The sequence below is a fragment of the Seohaeicola sp. genome, from assembly GCF_048006315.1.
In the GTDB taxonomy this organism is placed as follows: Bacteria; Pseudomonadota; Alphaproteobacteria; order Rhodobacterales; family Rhodobacteraceae; genus Seohaeicola.
Genome location: NZ_CP180350.1, coordinates 3,574,494 through 3,592,799 on the forward strand (window position 1 = coordinate 3,574,494; position 18,306 = coordinate 3,592,799).

General features: G+C 65.1%; 16 protein-coding genes and 1 tRNA gene. 11 read left to right on the top strand and 6 right to left on the bottom strand.

The window, feature by feature from the left end:
- Nucleotides 1-35: 35 nt before the first annotated feature.
- Together ACMUJL_RS17750 and ACMUJL_RS17755 are read right to left on the bottom strand one after the other, a co-directional pair.
- A complete protein-coding gene (locus tag ACMUJL_RS17750) occupies nt 36-2,987 on the bottom strand; it encodes a valine--tRNA ligase (protein ID WP_416914373.1) in 2,952 nt (983 codons plus the stop codon).
- Between the two features lie 88 nt (nt 2,988-3,075).
- Nucleotides 3,076-3,507 carry an Lrp/AsnC family transcriptional regulator gene (locus ACMUJL_RS17755; RefSeq protein WP_375573840.1) on the bottom strand — a complete coding sequence of 144 codons (432 nt, stop codon included), beginning with the start codon at nt 3,505-3,507 and terminating at the stop codon, nt 3,076-3,078.
- A gap of 111 nt (nt 3,508-3,618) precedes the next feature.
- On the opposite strand from ACMUJL_RS17755, the gene ACMUJL_RS17760 reads away from it, so the two are divergent.
- Nucleotides 3,619-4,746 (top strand): type III PLP-dependent enzyme, encoded by a 1,128-nt coding sequence (locus ACMUJL_RS17760; RefSeq protein WP_375572055.1) that lies wholly within the window; start codon nt 3,619-3,621, stop codon nt 4,744-4,746.
- A gap of 158 nt (nt 4,747-4,904) precedes the next feature.
- The gene (locus ACMUJL_RS17765; protein WP_375572053.1) at nt 4,905-7,217 is read left to right on the top strand and encodes a xanthine dehydrogenase family protein molybdopterin-binding subunit; all 2,313 of its coding nucleotides are present in this window, start codon (nt 4,905-4,907) and stop codon (nt 7,215-7,217) included.
- A gap of 19 nt (nt 7,218-7,236) precedes the next feature.
- Here ACMUJL_RS17765 and ACMUJL_RS17770 read toward each other — a convergent pair whose 3' ends face one another.
- A complete protein-coding gene (locus ACMUJL_RS17770) occupies nt 7,237-8,031 on the bottom strand; it encodes an inositol monophosphatase family protein (protein ID WP_068289339.1) in 795 nt (264 codons plus the stop codon).
- Nucleotides 8,032-8,237: 206 nt separating this feature from the next.
- Between ACMUJL_RS17770 and ACMUJL_RS17775 the strand changes: the two genes are divergently transcribed.
- Nucleotides 8,238-8,831 carry an NAD(P)H-dependent oxidoreductase gene (locus ACMUJL_RS17775; protein ID WP_375572051.1) on the top strand — a complete coding sequence of 198 codons (594 nt, stop codon included), beginning with the start codon at nt 8,238-8,240 and terminating at the stop codon, nt 8,829-8,831.
- Nucleotides 8,832-9,159: 328 nt separating this feature from the next.
- On the opposite strand, the gene ACMUJL_RS17780 is transcribed toward ACMUJL_RS17775, so the two are convergent.
- A complete protein-coding gene (locus tag ACMUJL_RS17780) occupies nt 9,160-10,065 on the bottom strand; it encodes a LysR family transcriptional regulator (RefSeq protein ID WP_375572049.1) in 906 nt (301 codons plus the stop codon).
- A 96-nt stretch (nt 10,066-10,161) separates the two neighbouring features.
- Between ACMUJL_RS17780 and metF the strand changes: the two genes are divergently transcribed.
- Together metF and ACMUJL_RS17790 are read left to right on the top strand one after the other, a co-directional pair.
- Nucleotides 10,162-11,028, top strand: a complete 867-nt coding sequence (gene metF, locus ACMUJL_RS17785; protein WP_375572047.1) for a methylenetetrahydrofolate reductase [NAD(P)H] — start codon at nt 10,162-10,164, stop codon at nt 11,026-11,028.
- 60 nt (nt 11,029-11,088) lie between these two features.
- Entirely contained in the window at nt 11,089-11,583 is a 495-nt protein-coding gene (locus tag ACMUJL_RS17790; protein ID WP_375572045.1) for a PaaI family thioesterase, read from the top strand.
- A 3-nt stretch (nt 11,584-11,586) separates the two neighbouring features.
- Here ACMUJL_RS17790 and ACMUJL_RS17795 read toward each other — a convergent pair whose 3' ends face one another.
- The gene (locus ACMUJL_RS17795) at nt 11,587-11,979 is read right to left on the bottom strand and encodes a GFA family protein (RefSeq protein WP_375572043.1); all 393 of its coding nucleotides are present in this window, start codon (nt 11,977-11,979) and stop codon (nt 11,587-11,589) included.
- Nucleotides 11,976-12,794: a rhomboid family intramembrane serine protease gene (locus ACMUJL_RS17800; RefSeq protein WP_375572041.1), complete on the bottom strand. Its 819-nt coding sequence runs from the start codon at nt 12,792-12,794 to the stop codon at nt 11,976-11,978. The genes ACMUJL_RS17795 and ACMUJL_RS17800 overlap by 4 nt, the downstream gene beginning before the upstream one ends.
- Before the next feature lie 121 nt (nt 12,795-12,915).
- Between ACMUJL_RS17800 and ACMUJL_RS17805 the strand changes: the two genes are divergently transcribed.
- From ACMUJL_RS17805 to ACMUJL_RS17830, 6 genes are all read left to right on the top strand, one after another.
- Nucleotides 12,916-13,001 (top strand) — tRNA-Leu (locus tag ACMUJL_RS17805).
- A 175-nt stretch (nt 13,002-13,176) separates the two neighbouring features.
- The gene (locus tag ACMUJL_RS17810; RefSeq protein ID WP_375572039.1) at nt 13,177-14,505 is read left to right on the top strand and encodes a UDP-glucose dehydrogenase family protein; all 1,329 of its coding nucleotides are present in this window, start codon (nt 13,177-13,179) and stop codon (nt 14,503-14,505) included.
- Nucleotides 14,506-14,541: 36 nt separating this feature from the next.
- Complete coding sequence (locus ACMUJL_RS17815) at nt 14,542-15,558, top strand: NAD-dependent epimerase/dehydratase family protein (RefSeq protein ID WP_375572037.1); 1,017 nt, start codon at nt 14,542-14,544, stop codon at nt 15,556-15,558.
- A 197-nt stretch (nt 15,559-15,755) separates the two neighbouring features.
- Nucleotides 15,756-16,040 carry a lipid-A-disaccharide synthase N-terminal domain-containing protein gene (locus ACMUJL_RS17820; protein ID WP_375572035.1) on the top strand — a complete coding sequence of 95 codons (285 nt, stop codon included), beginning with the start codon at nt 15,756-15,758 and terminating at the stop codon, nt 16,038-16,040.
- Nucleotides 16,027-17,535, top strand: a complete 1,509-nt coding sequence (locus ACMUJL_RS17825) for an ArnT family glycosyltransferase (protein WP_375572033.1) — start codon at nt 16,027-16,029, stop codon at nt 17,533-17,535. Before ACMUJL_RS17820 ends, ACMUJL_RS17825 begins: the two co-directional genes overlap by 14 nt.
- Entirely contained in the window at nt 17,532-18,281 is a 750-nt protein-coding gene (locus ACMUJL_RS17830) for a glycosyltransferase family 2 protein (protein ID WP_068289369.1), read from the top strand. Before ACMUJL_RS17825 ends, ACMUJL_RS17830 begins: the two co-directional genes overlap by 4 nt.
- Nucleotides 18,282-18,306 lie beyond the last annotated feature (25 nt).

An 18,306-nucleotide genomic window follows, 5' to 3' on the forward strand; every position in this document is an offset into this window, starting at 1 on the left:
ACGAGGGGGGCAGACAGCCCCCCTTCACCGTCTGATCAGTCGAGTTCGGCCAGTTGGGCCAGTGCTGCTTTCAGCGTCGTCTCTTCTTCCTGGCGCAGGGCAAGGTTGTCGCGGGTTTCGGTCACCACCTCTTCCGGGGCCGAGATGGCGAAGTTGGGGTTGTTCAGACGCCCCTTCAGCCCGCCGATTTCCTTGGCAAGCTTCTCCAGCGTCTTTTCCAGCCGCGCCATTTCCGCCGAGACATCGATGATATCGGCCAGCGGCAGGCCGAAGATGCCGCCCTCCACCGGGATCGTCACCGTGCCTTTCGGGAAGGCGGGCACTTCGGTCAGGCTGTCGATACGCGCGAGTTTGGCGATCAGCGCCTCGTTGCGGGCCCAGGCCTCGCGGCCGGCCTGGTCGAGTTCGCGCAGCACCATGGGGACCTGCAGGCCGGCGGGCACGCGCATCTGGGCGCGGGCGGAGCGGACGGAATCGATCAGCCCGATCACCCAGGTCATTTCGCGATCCGCTTCCGCATCGGACAGGTCGTCCGCGCTGTAGGTCGGCCAGTCGGCATGGACCAGCATGCCGGCGCGGCTGCCGGTCTGGCCCCAGAGTTCCTCGGTGATGAAGGGCATGATCGGGTGCAGCAGGACCAGGCATTGATCCAGTACCCAGGCCATCACACGCTGGGTTTCGGCGCGGATCGCATCATCGCCATCCATCAGCAGCGGCTTGGAGAATTCCACGTACCAGTCGCAGACCTTGCCCCAGACAAAGGCATAGAGCGCGTTGGCCGCGTCGTTGAAACGGTAGGCGTCGAGGGCGGCGTCCACCTCGGCGCGCACCCGCGCTGTCTCGCCGATGATCCAGCGGTTGACGGTGGCGGTGGCTTGCGGGGGCGTGGCCTGCGTGGCGTGGCCTTCCCAGACGCCGTTCATTTCCGCAAAGCGGCAGGCGTTCCAGAGCTTGGTGCCGAAGTTGCGGTAGCCCTTGATCCGCTCGGTCGACAGCTTCAGCACCCCCCCAAGGGCGGCCATCTGCACCATGGTGAAGCGCAGCGCGTCAGCACCGAATTCGTCGACGATCTGCAGCGGATCAATGACGTTGCCCCGCGTCTTGGACATCTTCTGTCCCTTCTCGTCGCGGACAAGCTGATGCAGGTAGACGGTGTGGAAGGGAACCTCATCCACCACGGCCAGCTGCATCATCATCATGCGCGCGACCCAGAAGAACAGGATATCCTGCCCGGTGATGAGCACATCGGTCGGGAAATAGCGCGCCATTTCAGGCGTTTGTTCCGGCCAGCCGAGGGTGCCGATGGGCCAGAGACCGGAGGAGAACCATGTATCCAGAACGTCGGGGTCGCGGGTCAGCGTCCTGCCCGGCGCCATGGCCTGCGCCTCGGATTCCGAGGCGGCGCAGTATTCACGGCCCTCTTCGTCGAACCACACCGGGATCTGGTGACCCCACCAGAGCTGGCGCGAGATGCACCATGGTTCGATGTTTTCAAGCCAGTGGTAATAGACCTTCTCGCCCGATTCCGGGATGATCTTCGTGCGGCCGGTGCGCACGGCATCCAGCGCGGGGCCGACAACCTTGGCGGCGTCGACGAACCACTGATCTGTCAGCATCGGTTCGATCACCACGCCGGAGCGGTCGCCGAAGGGCTGCATGATCTTCTTGGCCTCGACCAGGGGCACAAGCTGCGCATCTTCGGTGCGCATCTCGCCGCCCTCCGACGGTTCCACCGGCGCTTTCACCGCCGCCTTGCCCAGGCGCGGGTCGGTGGCTTCGGTCATCACAGCCAGACCTTCGGCGGTGATCTCGGCGACCACGCGGGCGCGCGCCTCGAACCGGTCCAGCCCGCGCAGGTGATCTGGGACGAGGTTGAGGGTATCCACCTCGGCCTCGGTGAACGCGGCACCGCCTGCGATGGCCTGGGCGCGGGTTGCTGCCTCATCATAAGGCGCACCATCGGCGCGCATCTGGCCGCGCGTGTCCATCAGGCGGTACATCGGGATGCCGCCGCGCTTGGCGACCTGGTAATCGTTGAAGTCATGCGCGCCGGTGATCTTGACCGCGCCCGAGCCGAAATTGCGGTCGGGGTATTCATCGGTGATGATCGGGATCAGGCGGCGGTGTTCCTTGGGGCCGACAGGGATTTCGCAGAGTTTTCCGACGATTGGCGCGTAACGTTCATCTTCCGGGTGAACCGCGACGGCGCCGTCGCCCAGCATGGTTTCGGGGCGTGTGGTGGCGATCGAGATATAATCACGCTCTTCCTCGAACAGGACATTCCCGTCCTCGTCCCTTTCCACGTAGGTATAGGTTTCGCCGCCCGCCAGCGGGTATTTGAAGTGCCACATGTGGCCGTCGGTTTCGAGGTTCTCGACTTCCAGATCGGAAATGGCGGTCTCAAAGTGCGGGTCCCAGTTGACCAGTCGCTTGCCGCGATAGATCAGGCCCTTGTTGTACATGTCCACGAAGACCTTGATCACCGCGTCATGGAAATTCGGGCCATCGGTGCCGCCGGACGGATCGCCCGGCGCGCCGGTCATGGTGAAGGCCAGACGGTCCCAGTCCATCGAGGTGCCAAGCCGCTTGTCCTGCATCACGATGGTGCCGCCGTATTGCGCCTTCCAGTCCCACACCTTTTCAAGGAATTTCTCGCGTCCCAGCTCGCGCCGGCCCGGCTGGCCGGTGCTGGCCAGCAGCTTTTCGACCTGCAACTGCGTGGCGATGCCGGCATGATCAAGCCCCGGCTGCCAAAGGGTGTCGACGCCCTGCATCCGCTTCCAGCGGATCAGCACATCCATCAGCGTGTGGTTGAACGCATGGCCGACATGGAGCGATCCGGTCACATTGGGGGGGGGCAGCATGATGCAGAACGTATCCGCGCCGGGCTTTGCGTTCGCGCCTGCGCGGAAACATCCTGCTGCTTCCCATGCTGCGGAAAGCCGCGCCTCGGCCGCAGCCGCATCGAAGGTCTTGTCCATCGCCATTGTGCCTGATCCTGCTTGGTATCTGGAAATCTCGGGTCGCAGACCCTCTAGCGAATTGAGGGGGAAAGGGGAAGGGCTGCGGTGCCTGTCAGATCCGGTCCAGCTTGGTCGACAGGTGGATCAGGCTTTCGGAAGAGCGCACGCCCTTCGCCTCGATGATGCGATCGAGGGTTTCATCCAGTTCTTCGGTATTGCGGGCCGTCACCTCGACGATCAGGTCGAACCGGCCCGAGGTGGTGTTGACGCGGGTGACCTGCGGCAGCGACTTGAGCCGCGCCAGCACCGTGGGGCCGCTGCGTGGTTCGATCTGCAACAGTGCCGTGGCGCGCAGGGCCGGGCGCGCGGCCTGGCCCAGGCGCAGCGCGTAGCCCGCGATCACGCCCGACTGTTCCAGCCGGTCCAGCCGCGCCTGCGCAGTGCTGCGTGCCAGCCCCAGCCTGCGGGCCAGCGTCGCCACGGGCAGGCGGGCGTTTTCAGCCAGCAGCGCCAGAAGGGCGCGATCCATATCGTCTATCTGTATGCTCATGCTGACGATATGACAGCCATGCAAGACAGAATGCAACAAGTGACAACATGAATCGACAGGATCACACCGCAGACTGGGCCAAAACACCAATCCTGAGGCAGCGCCATGAAATCCGATCCGATCTGGTCCACACCCGACGACCATCTGCGCAAGATGCAGCCCGATACGGCACAGCTTTACCTGTGTCCGGCCGAGATCAGCCGCATGGCGCGGCGGTTTCAGGCCGGGTTTCCGGGGCTTGTGACCTATGCGGTCAAGGCCAACCCGGCGCGCGCGGTGCTGGAGAACCTTGTGACCGCCGGGGTGCGGGCCTTCGACGTGGCCTCGGTCCCCGAGATGGAGGCGGTGCGCGGGGTCTGCCCCGATGCGGTGCTGCATTACAACAACCCTGTGCGGTCGCGGGCCGAGGTGGCGCAGGCGGCGGGGATGGGCATTGCCTCGGCCTCGGTCGATTGTGCGGGGGAGCTGGACAAGCTGGCCGATTTGCCGCGCGGGGTCGAGGTGGCGGTCAGGCTGGCGCTGCCGATCAAGGGCGCGGCCTATGATTTCGGGGCCAAGTTCGGCGCGGGGCCGGATCAGGCGGCGGCCTTGCTGCGCCAGGTGGCGGCCATGGGCTTCAAGCCTGCGATGACGTTTCATCCCGGCACGCAATGCGGCGATGCGGGCGTCTGGGCCGGCTATATCCGGGCCTGTGCCGATGTGGCGGCGCGGGCGGGTGTGCGGCTGGCGCGGCTGAACGTGGGGGGCGGTTTTGCCGCGCATCGTGGTGTCGCGCCGGATCTGGAGGCGGTCTTTGCCCGGATCGGGGCCGAGGTTCGCGCCGCCTTTGGCCCTGACGCGCCCGCGCTGGTCTGCGAGCCGGGCCGCGCCATGGTGGCCGAGGCCTGCCAGCTGGGCGCGCGGGTCAAAAGCCTGCGGGGCGCGGCGGTCTATCTGAACGACGGCATCTATGGCGCGCTGGCGGAATGGCGCGACATCGCCGCCCATGACCGTATCCGGGTGATCAGCCCCGAGGGCGCGGCGCGGCAGGGGGCGGGCATGGCCCGGGTCGTTTTCGGGCCGACCTGCGACAGCATCGACCGGTTGCCAGAACCCGTGCTGCTGCCCGCGGACATGGCCGAGGAGGATTACCTGATCTTTGCCGGCATGGGGGCCTATTCCCATGCCATCGCCACGCGTTTCAACGGATATGGCCCCTGCGCCATGGTGACGGTCGCCGGTTTTGCGGGCTGATGTGGACATGGATATTTGAGGCAAGAAGAAGCTGGGCGCGGCCTGTTCGTTGATCTTGCCGGAAATACGCGACCTTGCCGGGCCTGCCACGGGCGCGTCCTCTGGACACTGGCGCGTTGTCCGCTAGGTTCGAGGCCAGTCAAAGCGGGGATTGCGCCATGGAAAAGTTCGGGAAAAGTCAACCGGTCAAGCGGGTCGAGGATCTGCGATTTCTGACCGGGCAGGGGCGCTATGTCGATGATATTGCCCCCGAGGATGCCTTGCAGGCCTTTGTCTTCCGCTCGCCCGTGGCCCATGCCGTGATCACCGGGCTGGATGTGGAGGCCGCGCGCGCGGCCGAGGGGGTGCACCTGGTGATCACCGCCGATGACCTGGCGGCGGCAGGGATCACCAAGGGGCTGGTGGCAACCGTGCTGACGAACCGCGATGGCACGAAGGCGGCGGCGCCCAAGCGGCCCATTCTGGCCGAGGGCAAGTTGCGGTTCGTGGGCGAGCCGATTGCCGTGATCATCGCCGAGACCGCCGCACAGGCGCGCGATGCGGCAGAGCTGATCGCGCTGGATTGCGACGATCTGCCCGCCAAGCTGGATCTGGCGCCGGGGGGCGAGGCGCTTCATGACGAGGCGTCCGACAACCGCGCCTTTGACTGGTGCAAGGGGGACGAGGCGGCCTGTGATGCCGCCTTTGCCGCGGCTGCCCGCGTGGTGCGACTTGAGGTCGAGGATAACCGCATCATCGTCAATGCAATGGAGCCGCGCGGCTGTTTTGCCGAATGGCAGGACGGGCGGTTGCATCTGGCGGTGAACGGGCAGGGGGTCTGGGTGATCAAGCGCCATCTGTCCGAGATCCTTGGCCTGTCGCCCGAACAGATCCGCGTCACCAACCCCGATGTGGGCGGCGGATTCGGCATGAAATCCATGAGCTATCCCGAGTCCTTTGCCGTGGCCCATGCGGCGCGGGTGCTGGACCGTCCCGTGCGCTGGATGTCGGAACGCACCGAGGCGATGCTGTCGGACAACGCGGGCCGCGACCTGGTGCATGACGTGGCGCTGGCCTTTGATGCGGACCACAAGATACTGGCCTACCGGGTCGAGACGCGCTGCAACCTTGGCGCCTACAACAGCCAGTTCGGCCAGCCGATCCAGACCGATCTTTTTTCCAAGGTGCTGATGGGGGTCTATGACGTGCAGGCGACCTATCTGCATGTCGAGGGCTATTACACCAACACCACGCAGGTCGATGCCTATCGCGGCGCGGGGCGGCCCGAGGCGATCTATGTGCTGGAGCGCGCGATGGACATGGCCGCGCGCGAGCTGGGCGTGGATGGCTGGGAGTTGCGGCGGCGCAATTTCATCCCCGTCGACCGCTTTCCCTATGTCAGCGCCACGGGCGAGACCTATGACGTGGGCGATTTCGCCCGCGTGCTGGCCCATGCCGAGCGCACCGCCGATCGGGCCGGTTTCGCCGCGCGCAAGGCGGCCAGTGCCGCGCGCGGCAAGCTGCGCGGGATGGGTCTTTGCTATTACATCGAAAGCATCCTGGGCGATCCCTCGGAAGGGGCGAAGGTGGAATTTGCCACCGACGATCAGGGCCGGATGACCGCCACGATCTATGTGGGCACCCAAAGCAACGGCCAGGGGCACGAGACCGTCTATGCGCAGTTCCTGTCGGATCAGACCGGCATTCCCGCCGATATGATCAGCGTGGTGCAGGGCGACAGCGATCTGATCGCGCAGGGCGGCGGCACGGGCGGGTCACGTTCGGTCACGACTCAGGCCAATGCCACGCTGGCCATGGTCGATGTGATGATGGCGGCGCTTCGCCCCTATCTGGCCGACAAGATGGGCGTTGAACCTGATGCCATCAGCTTTGATGATGAACGCTTCCGCGCGCCGGGGTCGAACCTGACGCCCACGGTGCTTGAGGTGGCCGAGATGGCCGCCGCCGATGGTCGCGCGGACCTGCTGGTGCATGAGGCGCGCGCGACCCTGCCGGGGCGGTCCTATCCCAATGGCGCGCATGTGGCCGAGGTCGAGGTGGACCCCGATACCGGCGTGGTGCGGGTGGACCGTTACAGCGTGGTTGACGATTTCGGGAATCTTATCAACCCGGTACTGGCCGAAGGTCAGGTGCATGGCGGGGTGGCGCAGGGCATCGGGCAGGCGCTGACGGAACATGTCGTCTATGACGCGGATGGGCAGCTTCTTACGGCCACGTTCATGGATTACGCGATGCCGCGCGCCGATGATCTGCCGATGTTCGTGTTCGAGACGGAGCCGGTGCCTTCGACGGCCAACCCGATGGGGATGAAAGGCTGCGGCGAGGCGGGCACCGTGGGGGCGATGGCCGCCACGGCCAATGCGGTGCTGGATGCGCTGTGGGATGCGGGCGTGCGGCGGGCCGACATGCCCTTTACCCCGCACAGGGTGTGGATGCTGCTGAACGCACAGGGGCGCATGGCGGCGGAGTGATCCGGCCGCGCGGGCGCCCTCAGGGGCGCGCGCGGATGATGCCTGCGAAATGGTCGAACAGCGCGCCGTTCGCGGCGACGATATCGCCATGTTCCACCGGGTCATGGCCGTCGCGGATCGGGCCGACCAGCGCGCCCGCCTCGGTGGCGATCAGCATGCCTGCGGCCAGGTCCCAAGGTTGCAGTTCGCGTTCCCAGAAACCGTCGTATCGACCTGCGGCCACATAGGCCAGGTCCAGTGCGGCAGCCCCCCAGCGGCGCACGCCCGCGCATTCGGGCATCAGCCGGGCCAGATCCTGCAGGGTGGCGGGCAGGGTGCGCTTGCCGGCATAGGGAATGCCGGTGGCAAAGATCGCCTCGATCATCTTGTTGCGGCCCGACACGCGCAGGCGCTGGGAATCGTTCATCCAGGCGCCGCTGCCTTTTTCGGCATAGAACATCTCGTCCTTGGCGGCGTCGAAGACCACGGCGGACACGATCTGTCCCTTGTGCTCCAGCGCAATCGAGATCGCCCAATGCGGCAGGCCGTGCAGAAAGTTGGTGGTGCCGTCCAGCGGATCGACGATCCAGCGGCGGGTTGGATCCTGTCCCGCGATCTCGCCGCCTTCCTCGGCCAGCCAGCCATAGGTCGGGCGCGCGCCCAGCAGTTCATCCTTGAGGATCTTCTCGGCGGCCAGATCGGCGCGGCTGACGAAATCGCCCGCACCTTTCATCGAGACCTGGAGGTTCTCGACCTCGCGGAAATCCTTGACCAGCGACCGACCCGCCTTGCGTGCGGCCTTGATCATGATGTTGAGATTTGCGCTGCCTTGCATCGTCCGGCTCCTGTCTGTCAGGCCGCGCGTATACGCGCTGGGGGGGCGCTTGCCAAGGGTAGAACGGCCCGGGTGTGCGGCTTGCGAAATTGCGCACAGGGGCTGCGTTGCGGCGCAAAGGACGGCGCGATGGCGGCGGCATATATGGCGGATCAAGCGCCAGATCGCATGGCGCGATCCAGACATTCCCCTCAGGAGCCCCTCGCATGACCCAAGCCCGTATCGCCATCGTCTTCTATTCGACCTATGGCACCAATCATCAGGTGGCTGTTGCCGCCGCCGAAGCCGCCCGCGCCGCCGGCGCCGAGGTGCGCCTGCGCCGCATCGCCGAAACCGCCCCAGCCGAGGTTGTCGCCGGGCAGGAGGCGTGGAAAGCGCAACTGGACAAGGTGCAGGACATCCCCGAGGTCAGCCATGACGACATGGAATGGGCCAATGGCTATTTCTTCATCTCGCCGACCCGCTATGGCGCGGCGGCCAACCAGATGCGCGCCTTCATCGACACGCTGGGTGGGCTCTGGTTTGCAGGCAAGCTGGCCAACAAGACCTTTACGGCGGCCACCAGCGCGCAAAATGCCCATGGCGGGCAGGAAAGCACGATCCTGGGGCTTTACACCACCGCGATGCATTGGGGGGCGGTGATCGTGGCACCCGGTTTCACCGATGCATCCGTGGCCGAAGCAGGCGGCAACCCCTACGGTTTCTCGACCAATGCGGGCGCATTGGACGACAAGGGCCGCGCCGCCGTGGCGCATCAGGCCAGGCGCCTGGTCGAGATGACGGCCAAGCTTTCGGCCTGATCCGTCTGATGGTTGCGAAGCGGGGCTGGCGCGATGCGCTGGCCCCGTATTGGTTTCCCCCCGCGCGGAAGCAAGGCCGAAGGCCGCCGCGCGATCGCCGACACGCCCCGACGGGGCGGCGATTTTGCGACCGTTGCGCGAGGAACAGAGGCCCGAAGACCGGGCGACCATAAACCGCGCCACGCAGGGGTTAGATCGCCACCCCGCGTGTCGGCAGGCCCCACCGCTCATTGGATCAAATGAGCAACCCTCACCCCAAGCGCCCCGCGCGGCGGTGCTGCGCACCTTAGGTTCAGCGCGGGGTGTATGAGGCGGGCGGCGCGCCGCCTCACGCCGCCTGCAAGCGCCGCGCTTCTTCGCCTGCCAGCTTGATCAGGCCTGACATATAGGGCTTTTCCAGATCCTCGGTCCGCACGGCGGCATAAAGGCGGCGGGTGATCCCCTTTTCGGTCAGGGGGCGCGTCACGTAATCGGACGAATACTTGACCTCGCGCACCACCCAGTCGGGCAGGACCGCGACCCCGCGGTTCGAGGCGACCAGCAGCAGGATCACCGCGGTCAGTTCGGCCTGCCGGATCTGGGCGGGTTCCACCTTGGCCGGGGTCAGCAACTGGCTGAAGATATCAAGGCGCGACCGTTCCACCGGATAGGTGATCAGCGTCTGGCCGCGAAAATCCTCGGCGTCGATCCATGGCTTCTGCGCCAGCGGATGCTGGGCCGAGGCCACGAAGACCGGCGCATAATCGAACAGCGGCTCGAAAGAGATGCCGGGCAGGTCCTCGGGGTCGGAGGAGACGACAAGATCGACCTCTTCCTTCATCAGGGCGGGCAGGGCATCGAAGGCAAGGCCGGGACGGATATCCACATCTACATCGCCCCATGTCTTGCGGAAATTCTCGAGCACCGGGAACAGCCATTCGAAACAGGCGTGGCATTCGATGGCGATATGCAGCCGCCCCGCCTTGCCCTCGCGCAGGCCGCTGAATTCCTCTTCCAAGGCAGCCACTTCGGGCAGGATACGTTCGGCGGCGCGCAGCAGGCGCATCCCTGCCGCCGACAGTTTCAGCGGTTTCGAGCGGCGCACGAAAAGCTCCACCCCCGCCTGATCCTCAAGCCCCTTGATCTGATGGCTGAGCGCCGATTGCGTGATGTTCAGAAGGTCGGCGGCCCGGCCAAGGCCGCCCGCCTCATGGATCGCCTTGATGGTACGCAGATGGCGGAACTCGATATGCATTATGTGGTGGTCCTCATGATGACCTTGAGAATTATGAAGTTGTCTCACATATGAGGGTTTGCGACAAGGGGACAACCCAGTACAGGATTTCATGTCATGACCACGCCCTCCGTTTCCTTCGAATTCTTCCCGCCCCAGAACCTTGAGGCGTCGTTTCGTCTGTGGGATACGGTGCAGGTGCTGGCGCCCCTGGGGCCGCGCTTCGTGTCGGTGACCTATGGCGCGGGGGGCACGACACGTGATCTGACGCGCGATGCGGTGGCGACGCTGCACAAGGCCAGCGGGTTGAACGTGGCGGCGCATCTGACCTGCGTGAATGCCAGCCGCGAAGAGACGCTGGCGATTGCCGACAGCTTTGCAGCCGCCGGCGTGTCCGAGATCGTGGCCCTGCGGGGCGATCCGCCCAAGGGCAGCGCGGGCTTCGAGGCGCATCCCGATGGCTTCGCGTCGAGCGTGGAGCTGATCGAGGCGCTGGCCGGCACCGGCAAGTTCACCATTCGCGTCGGCGCCTATCCCGAAGCGCATCCCGAGGCGGCCAATACCGCCGCCGATGTCGACTGGCTCAAGCGCAAGCTGGATGCGGGCGCGACCGAGGCGCTGACGCAGTTCTTCTTCGAGGCCGATACGTTTTTCCGTTTCCGCGATGCCTGCGCCAAGGCCGGGATCACGGCGCCGATCACGCCGGGCATCCTGCCGATCGAGAACTGGGTCGGTGCGCGCAAGTTCGCCCTGCGCTGCGGCACCTCGGTTCCGGCATGGCTGGACGATGCCTTCGACAAGGCGATCCGCGACGGGCGGCAGGACCTTCTGGCCACGGCGCTCTGCACCGAGATGTGCAGCGAACTGATCGAAGGTGGGGTGGAGAACCTGCATTTCTACACGCTGAACCGCCCCGAACTGACACGCGATGTCTGCCATGCGCTGGGCGTCACGCCCAAGGTGCAACTGGAGAACGTTGCGTAACAGCCTCTTGCCTGTCCCGGCGCTGCGCGCCAGTCTTGCGCGCAGATCAGGGAGACAGACATGCAGGAACGCCGCATCGCCACACGGCCCGAGGAACTGGCCACCCCCGAGGAGATGCTGTCGCGCTCGGGTCTGGAATTCATGCAGGACATGATGGCGGGCCAACTGGCCGGGCCGCCCATCGGTGCCACGCTGAATTACCGCCCCGAAAGCGTGGCCGACGGCGAGGTGGTCTTTGTGGGTGCGCCGCTCTTCGAGCATACGAACCCGATGGGTACGGTGCATGGCGGCTGGTACGGCACGGTTCTGGACAGTTGCATGGCCTGCGCCGTGATGACCAAGGTGCCGCGCGGGTCGGTCTATACCACGCTTGAATACAAGGTCAGCATCATCCGCCCGATCCCCATCGGGACGATGGTGCGCGCCACGGGCCGGGTGCAGCACGCGGGCCGGTCGACCGGCGTGGCCGAGGGCGAGATTCGCGGCGTCGAGGATGGCAAGCTTTACGCCACCGGCACCACGACCTGCATCATCATGAAGATGGTCAAGGACTGACGCCTAGCCCGGTTTGCGGTCCGAGGGGTGATTGACCCCGTCCATCCACGGCACCGGGTCAAGATCGCGCGGGTTCACCCCCTCAAGACATGCAGCGTTGACACCGTATTGGTTGGGGTTCGACCGGCGCTGGTGATGGGTGTAGATGCCGCAGGTCTTGCAGAACCAGTGCTTTGCCGCCCCCGTTCCCCATTGATAGAGGGTCAGGTTCTCGGCGCCCCTGACGATCCTGATCCCGTCCAGAGGTGCCGAAACGGCGATGGCCCCGCGTCTGCGGCAGAAGGAACAGTCGCAGCGCCGCGCCGTGGCCAGCCCGTCGGACAGCTGCACGGCCAGTTCGACCGCGCCGCAATGGCAGGTCAGGCGGTGGGCCGGGGTGGTTTGCGGGGTGTTCATCGGCGGGGCCGTCCGCTGCGCGGAATGTCTGTCAGGCTGCGCGCCGGTGTTGCGGCATCCGTCGCGCCGTTCTTGCGCTGGCCCGCGCGGGGAATGGCGGTTCTGACGGTGCGGTACTGCGCCTCGGGATGGGGCGGGTGCCCTGCCGTGCGGCGCCAGAAGGCTGGCCCGCCGCGGTTCACCCAGAAGGGCAAAAGCAGGACCATGCCCACGATGAAGCCGCCCGCATGGGCCCAGTAGGCCACGCCACCCGCCTGCGCATCGACGCCCATGCCGTTGAACAGTTGCAGGCCGAACCACACGCCCAGCATGACCCAGGCCGGGATCGGGAAGATCTTGAAGAAGATGATGAAGATGAAGAGCACATCCACCCGCGCCTTGGGAAAGAGCAGCAGGTAGCCCCCCATCACCCCGGCGATGGCGCCCGAGGCGCCCACCAGCGGGACGGTCGAGAAGGGGGATGACAGCACATGCGCAAGGGCGGCCAGCAGGCCCGAGACTAGGTAGAAACCCAGGTAGCGGACATGGCCCAGCTCTTCCTCGAGGTTGTCGCCGAAGATGTAGAGAAACAGCATGTTGCCTGCGAGGTGCATCAGCCCGCCATGCATGAACATCGAGGTCACGAGCGTATGCCAGTCGCTGCCCGAGGTGATTGCGGCCGGGGTCATGGCGAAGGCCCCGAACAGGGCGTTCAGCGCGCGCGGGTTCGAAAACATGTCCCAGTAGCTGACAAAGACCAGCACGTTCACCACGATCAGCGCGTAGGTGACATAGGGCGTCTTTTGGGACGGGTTGTGATCGCGGATCGGGAACATGCCGCCACGATCCGGCGTTTTCGGGGGCGCGTCAAGCTGTCCTGTCCGGGGCCGCAGCCTGGCACCTGCACGGCTTTACACCGCTCCGCCAGTGACTATTGTCGCGCCGTTCGTCCCGCGCGCCCGCGTGGTGGAATGGTAGACACAGGAGACTTAAAATCTTCAGGCCGCAAGGCCGTGCCGGTTCGAGTCCGGCCGCGGGCACCAGTTTCGGCAAGGGGCCGCATGCGCAAGGCGGGCAGGGGCCGGCATAATCCCCCGGTTTTGCACCCTGCCGATGGACCATGGGGACAAGATGCAATAACCCTGCTGTCAGACAGGTATCCGACGCGTTCCGGCGCGTCGCAAAACAGAAACGTCATGTTGGTAGGGAAGTCTTTGAATGAAAATCGCTATGATCGGAACGGGCTATGTCGGTTTGGTCTCGGGGGTCTGCTTTTCGGATTTCGGCCATGATGTCGTCTGTGTCGACAAGGACCCTGCGAAGATCGCCAAGCTGAACGCGGGGGTCGTGCCGATCTTCGAGCCGGGTCTTGATGCGCTCATGGTCAAGAATGTCGAGGCGGGGCGCCTGCGTTTCACGCAGGACCTCGCCGAGGCGGTGCAGGGCGCGGATGCGGTGTTCATCGCGGTGGGCACACCGACGCGGCGCGGCGATGGCCACGCGGATCTGTCCTATGTCCATGCCGCGGCCGAGGATGTGGCGCGCGCCGCCACCGATTATGTTGTGATCGTCACCAAATCGACGGTGCCGGTGGGCACCAACCGCCACCTCAAGCAGTTGATCCGCAAGGCCAATCCCGCGCTTGACTTCGATGTCGCCTCGAACCCGGAATTCCTGCGCGAGGGCGCGGCGATCGAGGATTTCATGAAGCCTGACCGCGTGGTCGTGGGGGTGCAGTCCGACCGCGCCGCCGAGGTCATGGCGGGGATCTACCGACCGCTTTACCTGCGCGACTTTCCCATCGTGACCACCGATCTGGAAAGCGCCGAGATGATTAAATACGCGGCCAATGCCTTTCTGGCGACCAAGATCACCTTCATCAACGAGATCGCGGCCCTGTGCGAGAGGGTCGGCGGCGACATCAAGGAAGTTGCCCGCGGCATCGGCCTGGACGGGCGGATCGGCAACAAGTTCCTGCATGCGGGGCCCGGCTATGGCGGGTCCTGCTTTCCCAAGGATACCGTGGCGCTGGCGCGGATCGGGCAGGATCATTCGATGCCCATGCAGATCACCGAGACGGTGATCAAGGTCAATGAAGAGATCAAGCGCCGGATGATCGACAAGCTGCTGGACCTGTGCGGCGGCAGCTTCAACGGCAAGACGGTGACCGTGCTTGGCGCGACCTTCAAGCCCAATACCGATGACATGCGCGATGCGCCCAGCCTGACGATCATCCCCGCCATGGTGGGGGGCGGGGCGAAGGTGCGGGTGGTCGATCCCCAAGGCCGCCGCGAGGGCGAGGCGCTGCTGCCCGGCGTGAACTGGCAGGACGACGTCTACAAGGCGGTGCAGAATGCGGACCTGATGGTGCTGCTGACCGAATGGAACGAATTCCGCGCCCTCGACCTCAAGCGGATCGCGCGCAAGATGGCGACCCCGCACATGGCCGACCTGCGCAATGTCTACGCGCCCAAGGACGCAAGACAGGCCGGTTTTACCGCCTATGCCTCGGTCGGGCGGCAGGGCTTTCTGGACGAGGACAGCTGACCGGCGGTCACGCAGGCAAGAGGCAAGGCGCAGAGCATGAGCAAGAAAATCCTGATCACGGGAACGGCCGGTTTCATCGGGTTCCACCTGGCGCAGCTGCTGCTGGCGGAAGGATTCGTGGTGCATGGCTATGACGGCATGACGGATTACTATGACGTGCGCCTCAAGCAGCGCCGCCACGCGATGCTGTTGCAGAACGGTCAGTTCACGGCCACCGAGGGCCTGCTGGAAGATCAGGCGCTGTTCGATGGCGTCGCCGACCGGTTCCAGCCCGACATGATCGTGCATCTGGCGGCGCAGGCCGGTGTGCGCTACAGCCTGGAAAATCCGCGCGCCTACCTAGATGCCAATGTGATCGGCACCTTCAACGTGATGGAGGCGGCGCGGCGCCTGCAGGTGAAGCATCTGCTGATGGCTTCGACCTCGTCGGTCTATGGCGGCAACGAGCTGATGCCCTTCGTCGAGACGGAAAAGGCCGACCTTCTGCTGACGATCTATGCGGCCACGAAAAAGGCAAATGAAAGCATGGGTCACGCCTATGCCCATCTGCATGACCTGCCGACCACGATGTTCCGCTTCTTCACGGTCTACGGGCCATGGGGCAGGCCCGACCTTGCGCTGTTCAAATTCGTGGATGCGATCCTCGATGGGCGGCCGATCGACATCTACAACCACGGCGACATGTACCGCGATTTCACCTATGTCGATGACCTGGTGCGCGGGATCCGCCTGCTGATGGACGCGATCCCTGCGCGCCCGGTCCGTGCGGATGACATTGCCGCAGGCGACAGCCTGTCGCCCGTCGCACCGTTCCGGGTTGTGAACATCGGCAATTCCGAAAAGGTGCGCCTGCTGGATTTCGTCGAGGCGATCGAGGATTGCCTGGGCAAGAAGGCGATCCGCAATTACATGCCGATGCAGGCCGGTGACGTGCCTGCGACATGGGCCAATGCCGAACTGTTGCAAGCGCTGACGGGCTACAGGCCGCAAACCGATGTCCGCGACGGTATCGCGAAATTCGTGGCATGGTTCCGGGATTACTACGGAAAGTGACGCCCGCGCCGCACCGTGGCGGCAGGGTTCACACCTTCTGCCGGGGCATGACGTGCGGGTCACGCCGTGGGCTGCAATGCGCCTCTGGTCTGGGCAAAGGATTAATGCCATTGAATGTAATACACGCCTCTGGTAACGGATCGGTAGTCTGACGGTTGGCTATTGTCAGGCAGGTCAACATTCAGGGGAGCGTCCCTTTGACAGCCTTTGCCTTCTCTCCCATGCTGATCGTGGGTTTCACCGGACAGATCCTGTTCACCTCGCGCTTCCTCGTACAGTGGCTTGCCTCCGAACGCGCGAAAGCCTCCGTCATGCCGATCATGTTCTGGTGGTTTTCGATCGGTGGCGGCTTGATGCTTCTGATCTATTCGATCTGGCGTCAGGATCCGGTCTTCATTCTGGGCCAGACCTTTGGCCTTGTGGTCTACACTCGCAACCTCATGCTGATTTCGAAATCCCGCCCCAAAAATGACCCTGCCTGACCGTCGCCTGATACTTCTGGGCTACGTTCTGTTCGTCATTTCGGGGGTCTTGCTGCGGCCGTTGCTGCCGATCGACGAGACGCGCTATCTTTCGGTCGCGTGGGAAATGCGGCTGGGCGATCATTGGATCGTGCCCTTCAAGAACGGGCTGCCCTACGATCACAAGCCGCCGCTGCTGTTCTGGCTGATCAACCTGGTCTGGATACCGGGGGTGAGCGAATTCACCGGCCGCCTGGTGGCGCCCGCCTTTTCGCTGGCGACGATCTGGGCCACGGGACGCACCAGCGACCTGATGGGGCTGGACAGGCGGACCGGCACGGCCGCGATGCTGATCCTTGCGACCTTTGGATGTTTTGCGTTCTTCGGCCTTGAAACGGGTTTCGACGGGATGCTGTCGCTGGCGGTGGTGCTGGCGATCGGCCAGCTGTGGAAGATCGGCACCCAAGAGGCGCATCGCACCCGCGACTGGGCCTTGCTGGGCGCGGCCATGGCGCTGGGCCTGATGAGCAAGGGGCCGGTCATCTTCGTGCATGTGCTGCCCGCCCTGTTGCTGTTGCGTCTGTGGGCTCCGTATGGCCCGCGCGCCCTGCGCGGCACGGGCGTGGCGCTGGCCGTGTGCGCGGGGCTTGTCCTTGTCTGGCTGCTGCCCGCGCTGATCCTTGGTGGGCCGGACTACCGCGAGGCGGTGCTCTGGACCCAATCCGCAGGCCGCACCGTGGCCAGTTTCGCCCATGCGCAACCTTTCTGGTATTACCTGGCGCTGATCCCGGTACTGGTCTTTCCCTGGGGCTGGATGCCGGGTTTCTGGAAACGACTGCCGCTGGATGCGCCCGAGAAGCTGCTGCTGATCGCCATCCTTGGCCCGCTTCTGCTGTTCAGCCTGATCAGCGGCAAGCAGTTGAACTATTTGCTGCCCGAAACGCCCTGGCTGGCCATTCTGCTGGCGCGGCGCTTTCCACAGGCGCTGGGCCGTGCCTGGGGGGCTGTGGCGGTTCTGGTGCTGCTGGGTCTTGCCTTTCCCCTGATGGGGTTGGGCCTTCTGGGCGACGAGGCGGGGCGCATGGTGTCGATCCCGGCGGCGATCGTTGCGGCGGCCGTGCTGCTGGGCGGGGCCGTGCTGATCGCGCGACGTGGGCAGCTTGTCTGGCTGACCGCCCCGGTGGCCCTGACGGCGCTTCATCTGGCCTATCTGGCGGGACCGGCGTCCGATGTCATGTCCCCGCGCGCGATTGCCGAACGGATTGCGCCGGCCGACGGTCGTATCGGGATCGTCACAAGCCTCTATCATTCCGAGTTTCATTTTGCAGGTCGGCTGACACAGCCTTTCACGATCCTGACCACCCCGGACGACATCGCGGCCTTCGCCGCGGCCGCGCCCGAGGGCCTGATCCTTGGGCGCCCGAAGGATGCGGTGCATCCGTCCTGGCCGCCCGCCGAGATCATCTATTACCGCAACGACGACTGGGCCATCTGGTCCAACATGGAAAAACAATGACTGATCCCCGCCTTGCCTTCGTGATCCCGGCCCATGACGAAGCCGCCAACCTGCCGGGCCTTGTGGCCAGCATCCGCCCCATCGCCGAAGATTTCGACGCCGAGGTGATCGTGGTCAACGACGGCTCCGGCGACAATACCGCCGAGGTGCTGAACGAGATGGCAGCCGCATGGAGCCGTCTGCGGATCGTGACACACAAGGTGTCGCGGGGGCAGTCGGCGGCGTTGCGCAGCGGCATTCGTGCCGCGCGCGCACCCGTGATCGCGACGCTGGACGGCGATGGCCAGAACCCGCCGGAAAACCTGCGCGGCATGTTCGAGCGGTTCATCGACGCGCCGGAGGGCGTGGGCATGGTGCAGGGCGAAAGGGTCAAGCGCAAGGATACCTTGTCAAAGCGGCTTGCCTCGCGCTTTGCCAATGCGATCAGGGGGTTTCTGTTGCGCGACGGATGCCGCGATTCCGGCTGTGCGTTGCGCGTGTTCTGGCGGCAGGCCTACCTGGACCTGCCCTGGTTCAAGCACCTGCACCGTTTCATGCCGGCGCTGATGCGGCGCGATGGCTGGGACATCATCAGCTATCCGGTCAGCCACGCACCGCGCGAATGGGGTCAATCGCATTACAGCAACTGGCAGCGCGGTCTGGCCGGTATTCCCGATCTGGTCGGTGTTAGCTGGCTGATCTGGCGCTCTGCGCGGGTGGAGGGCGTGGTGCGGCCCTGGTGGGTGGGCACCGACGACCGGCAATAGAACCCGGCCCCTGTCGCGCAGTCCC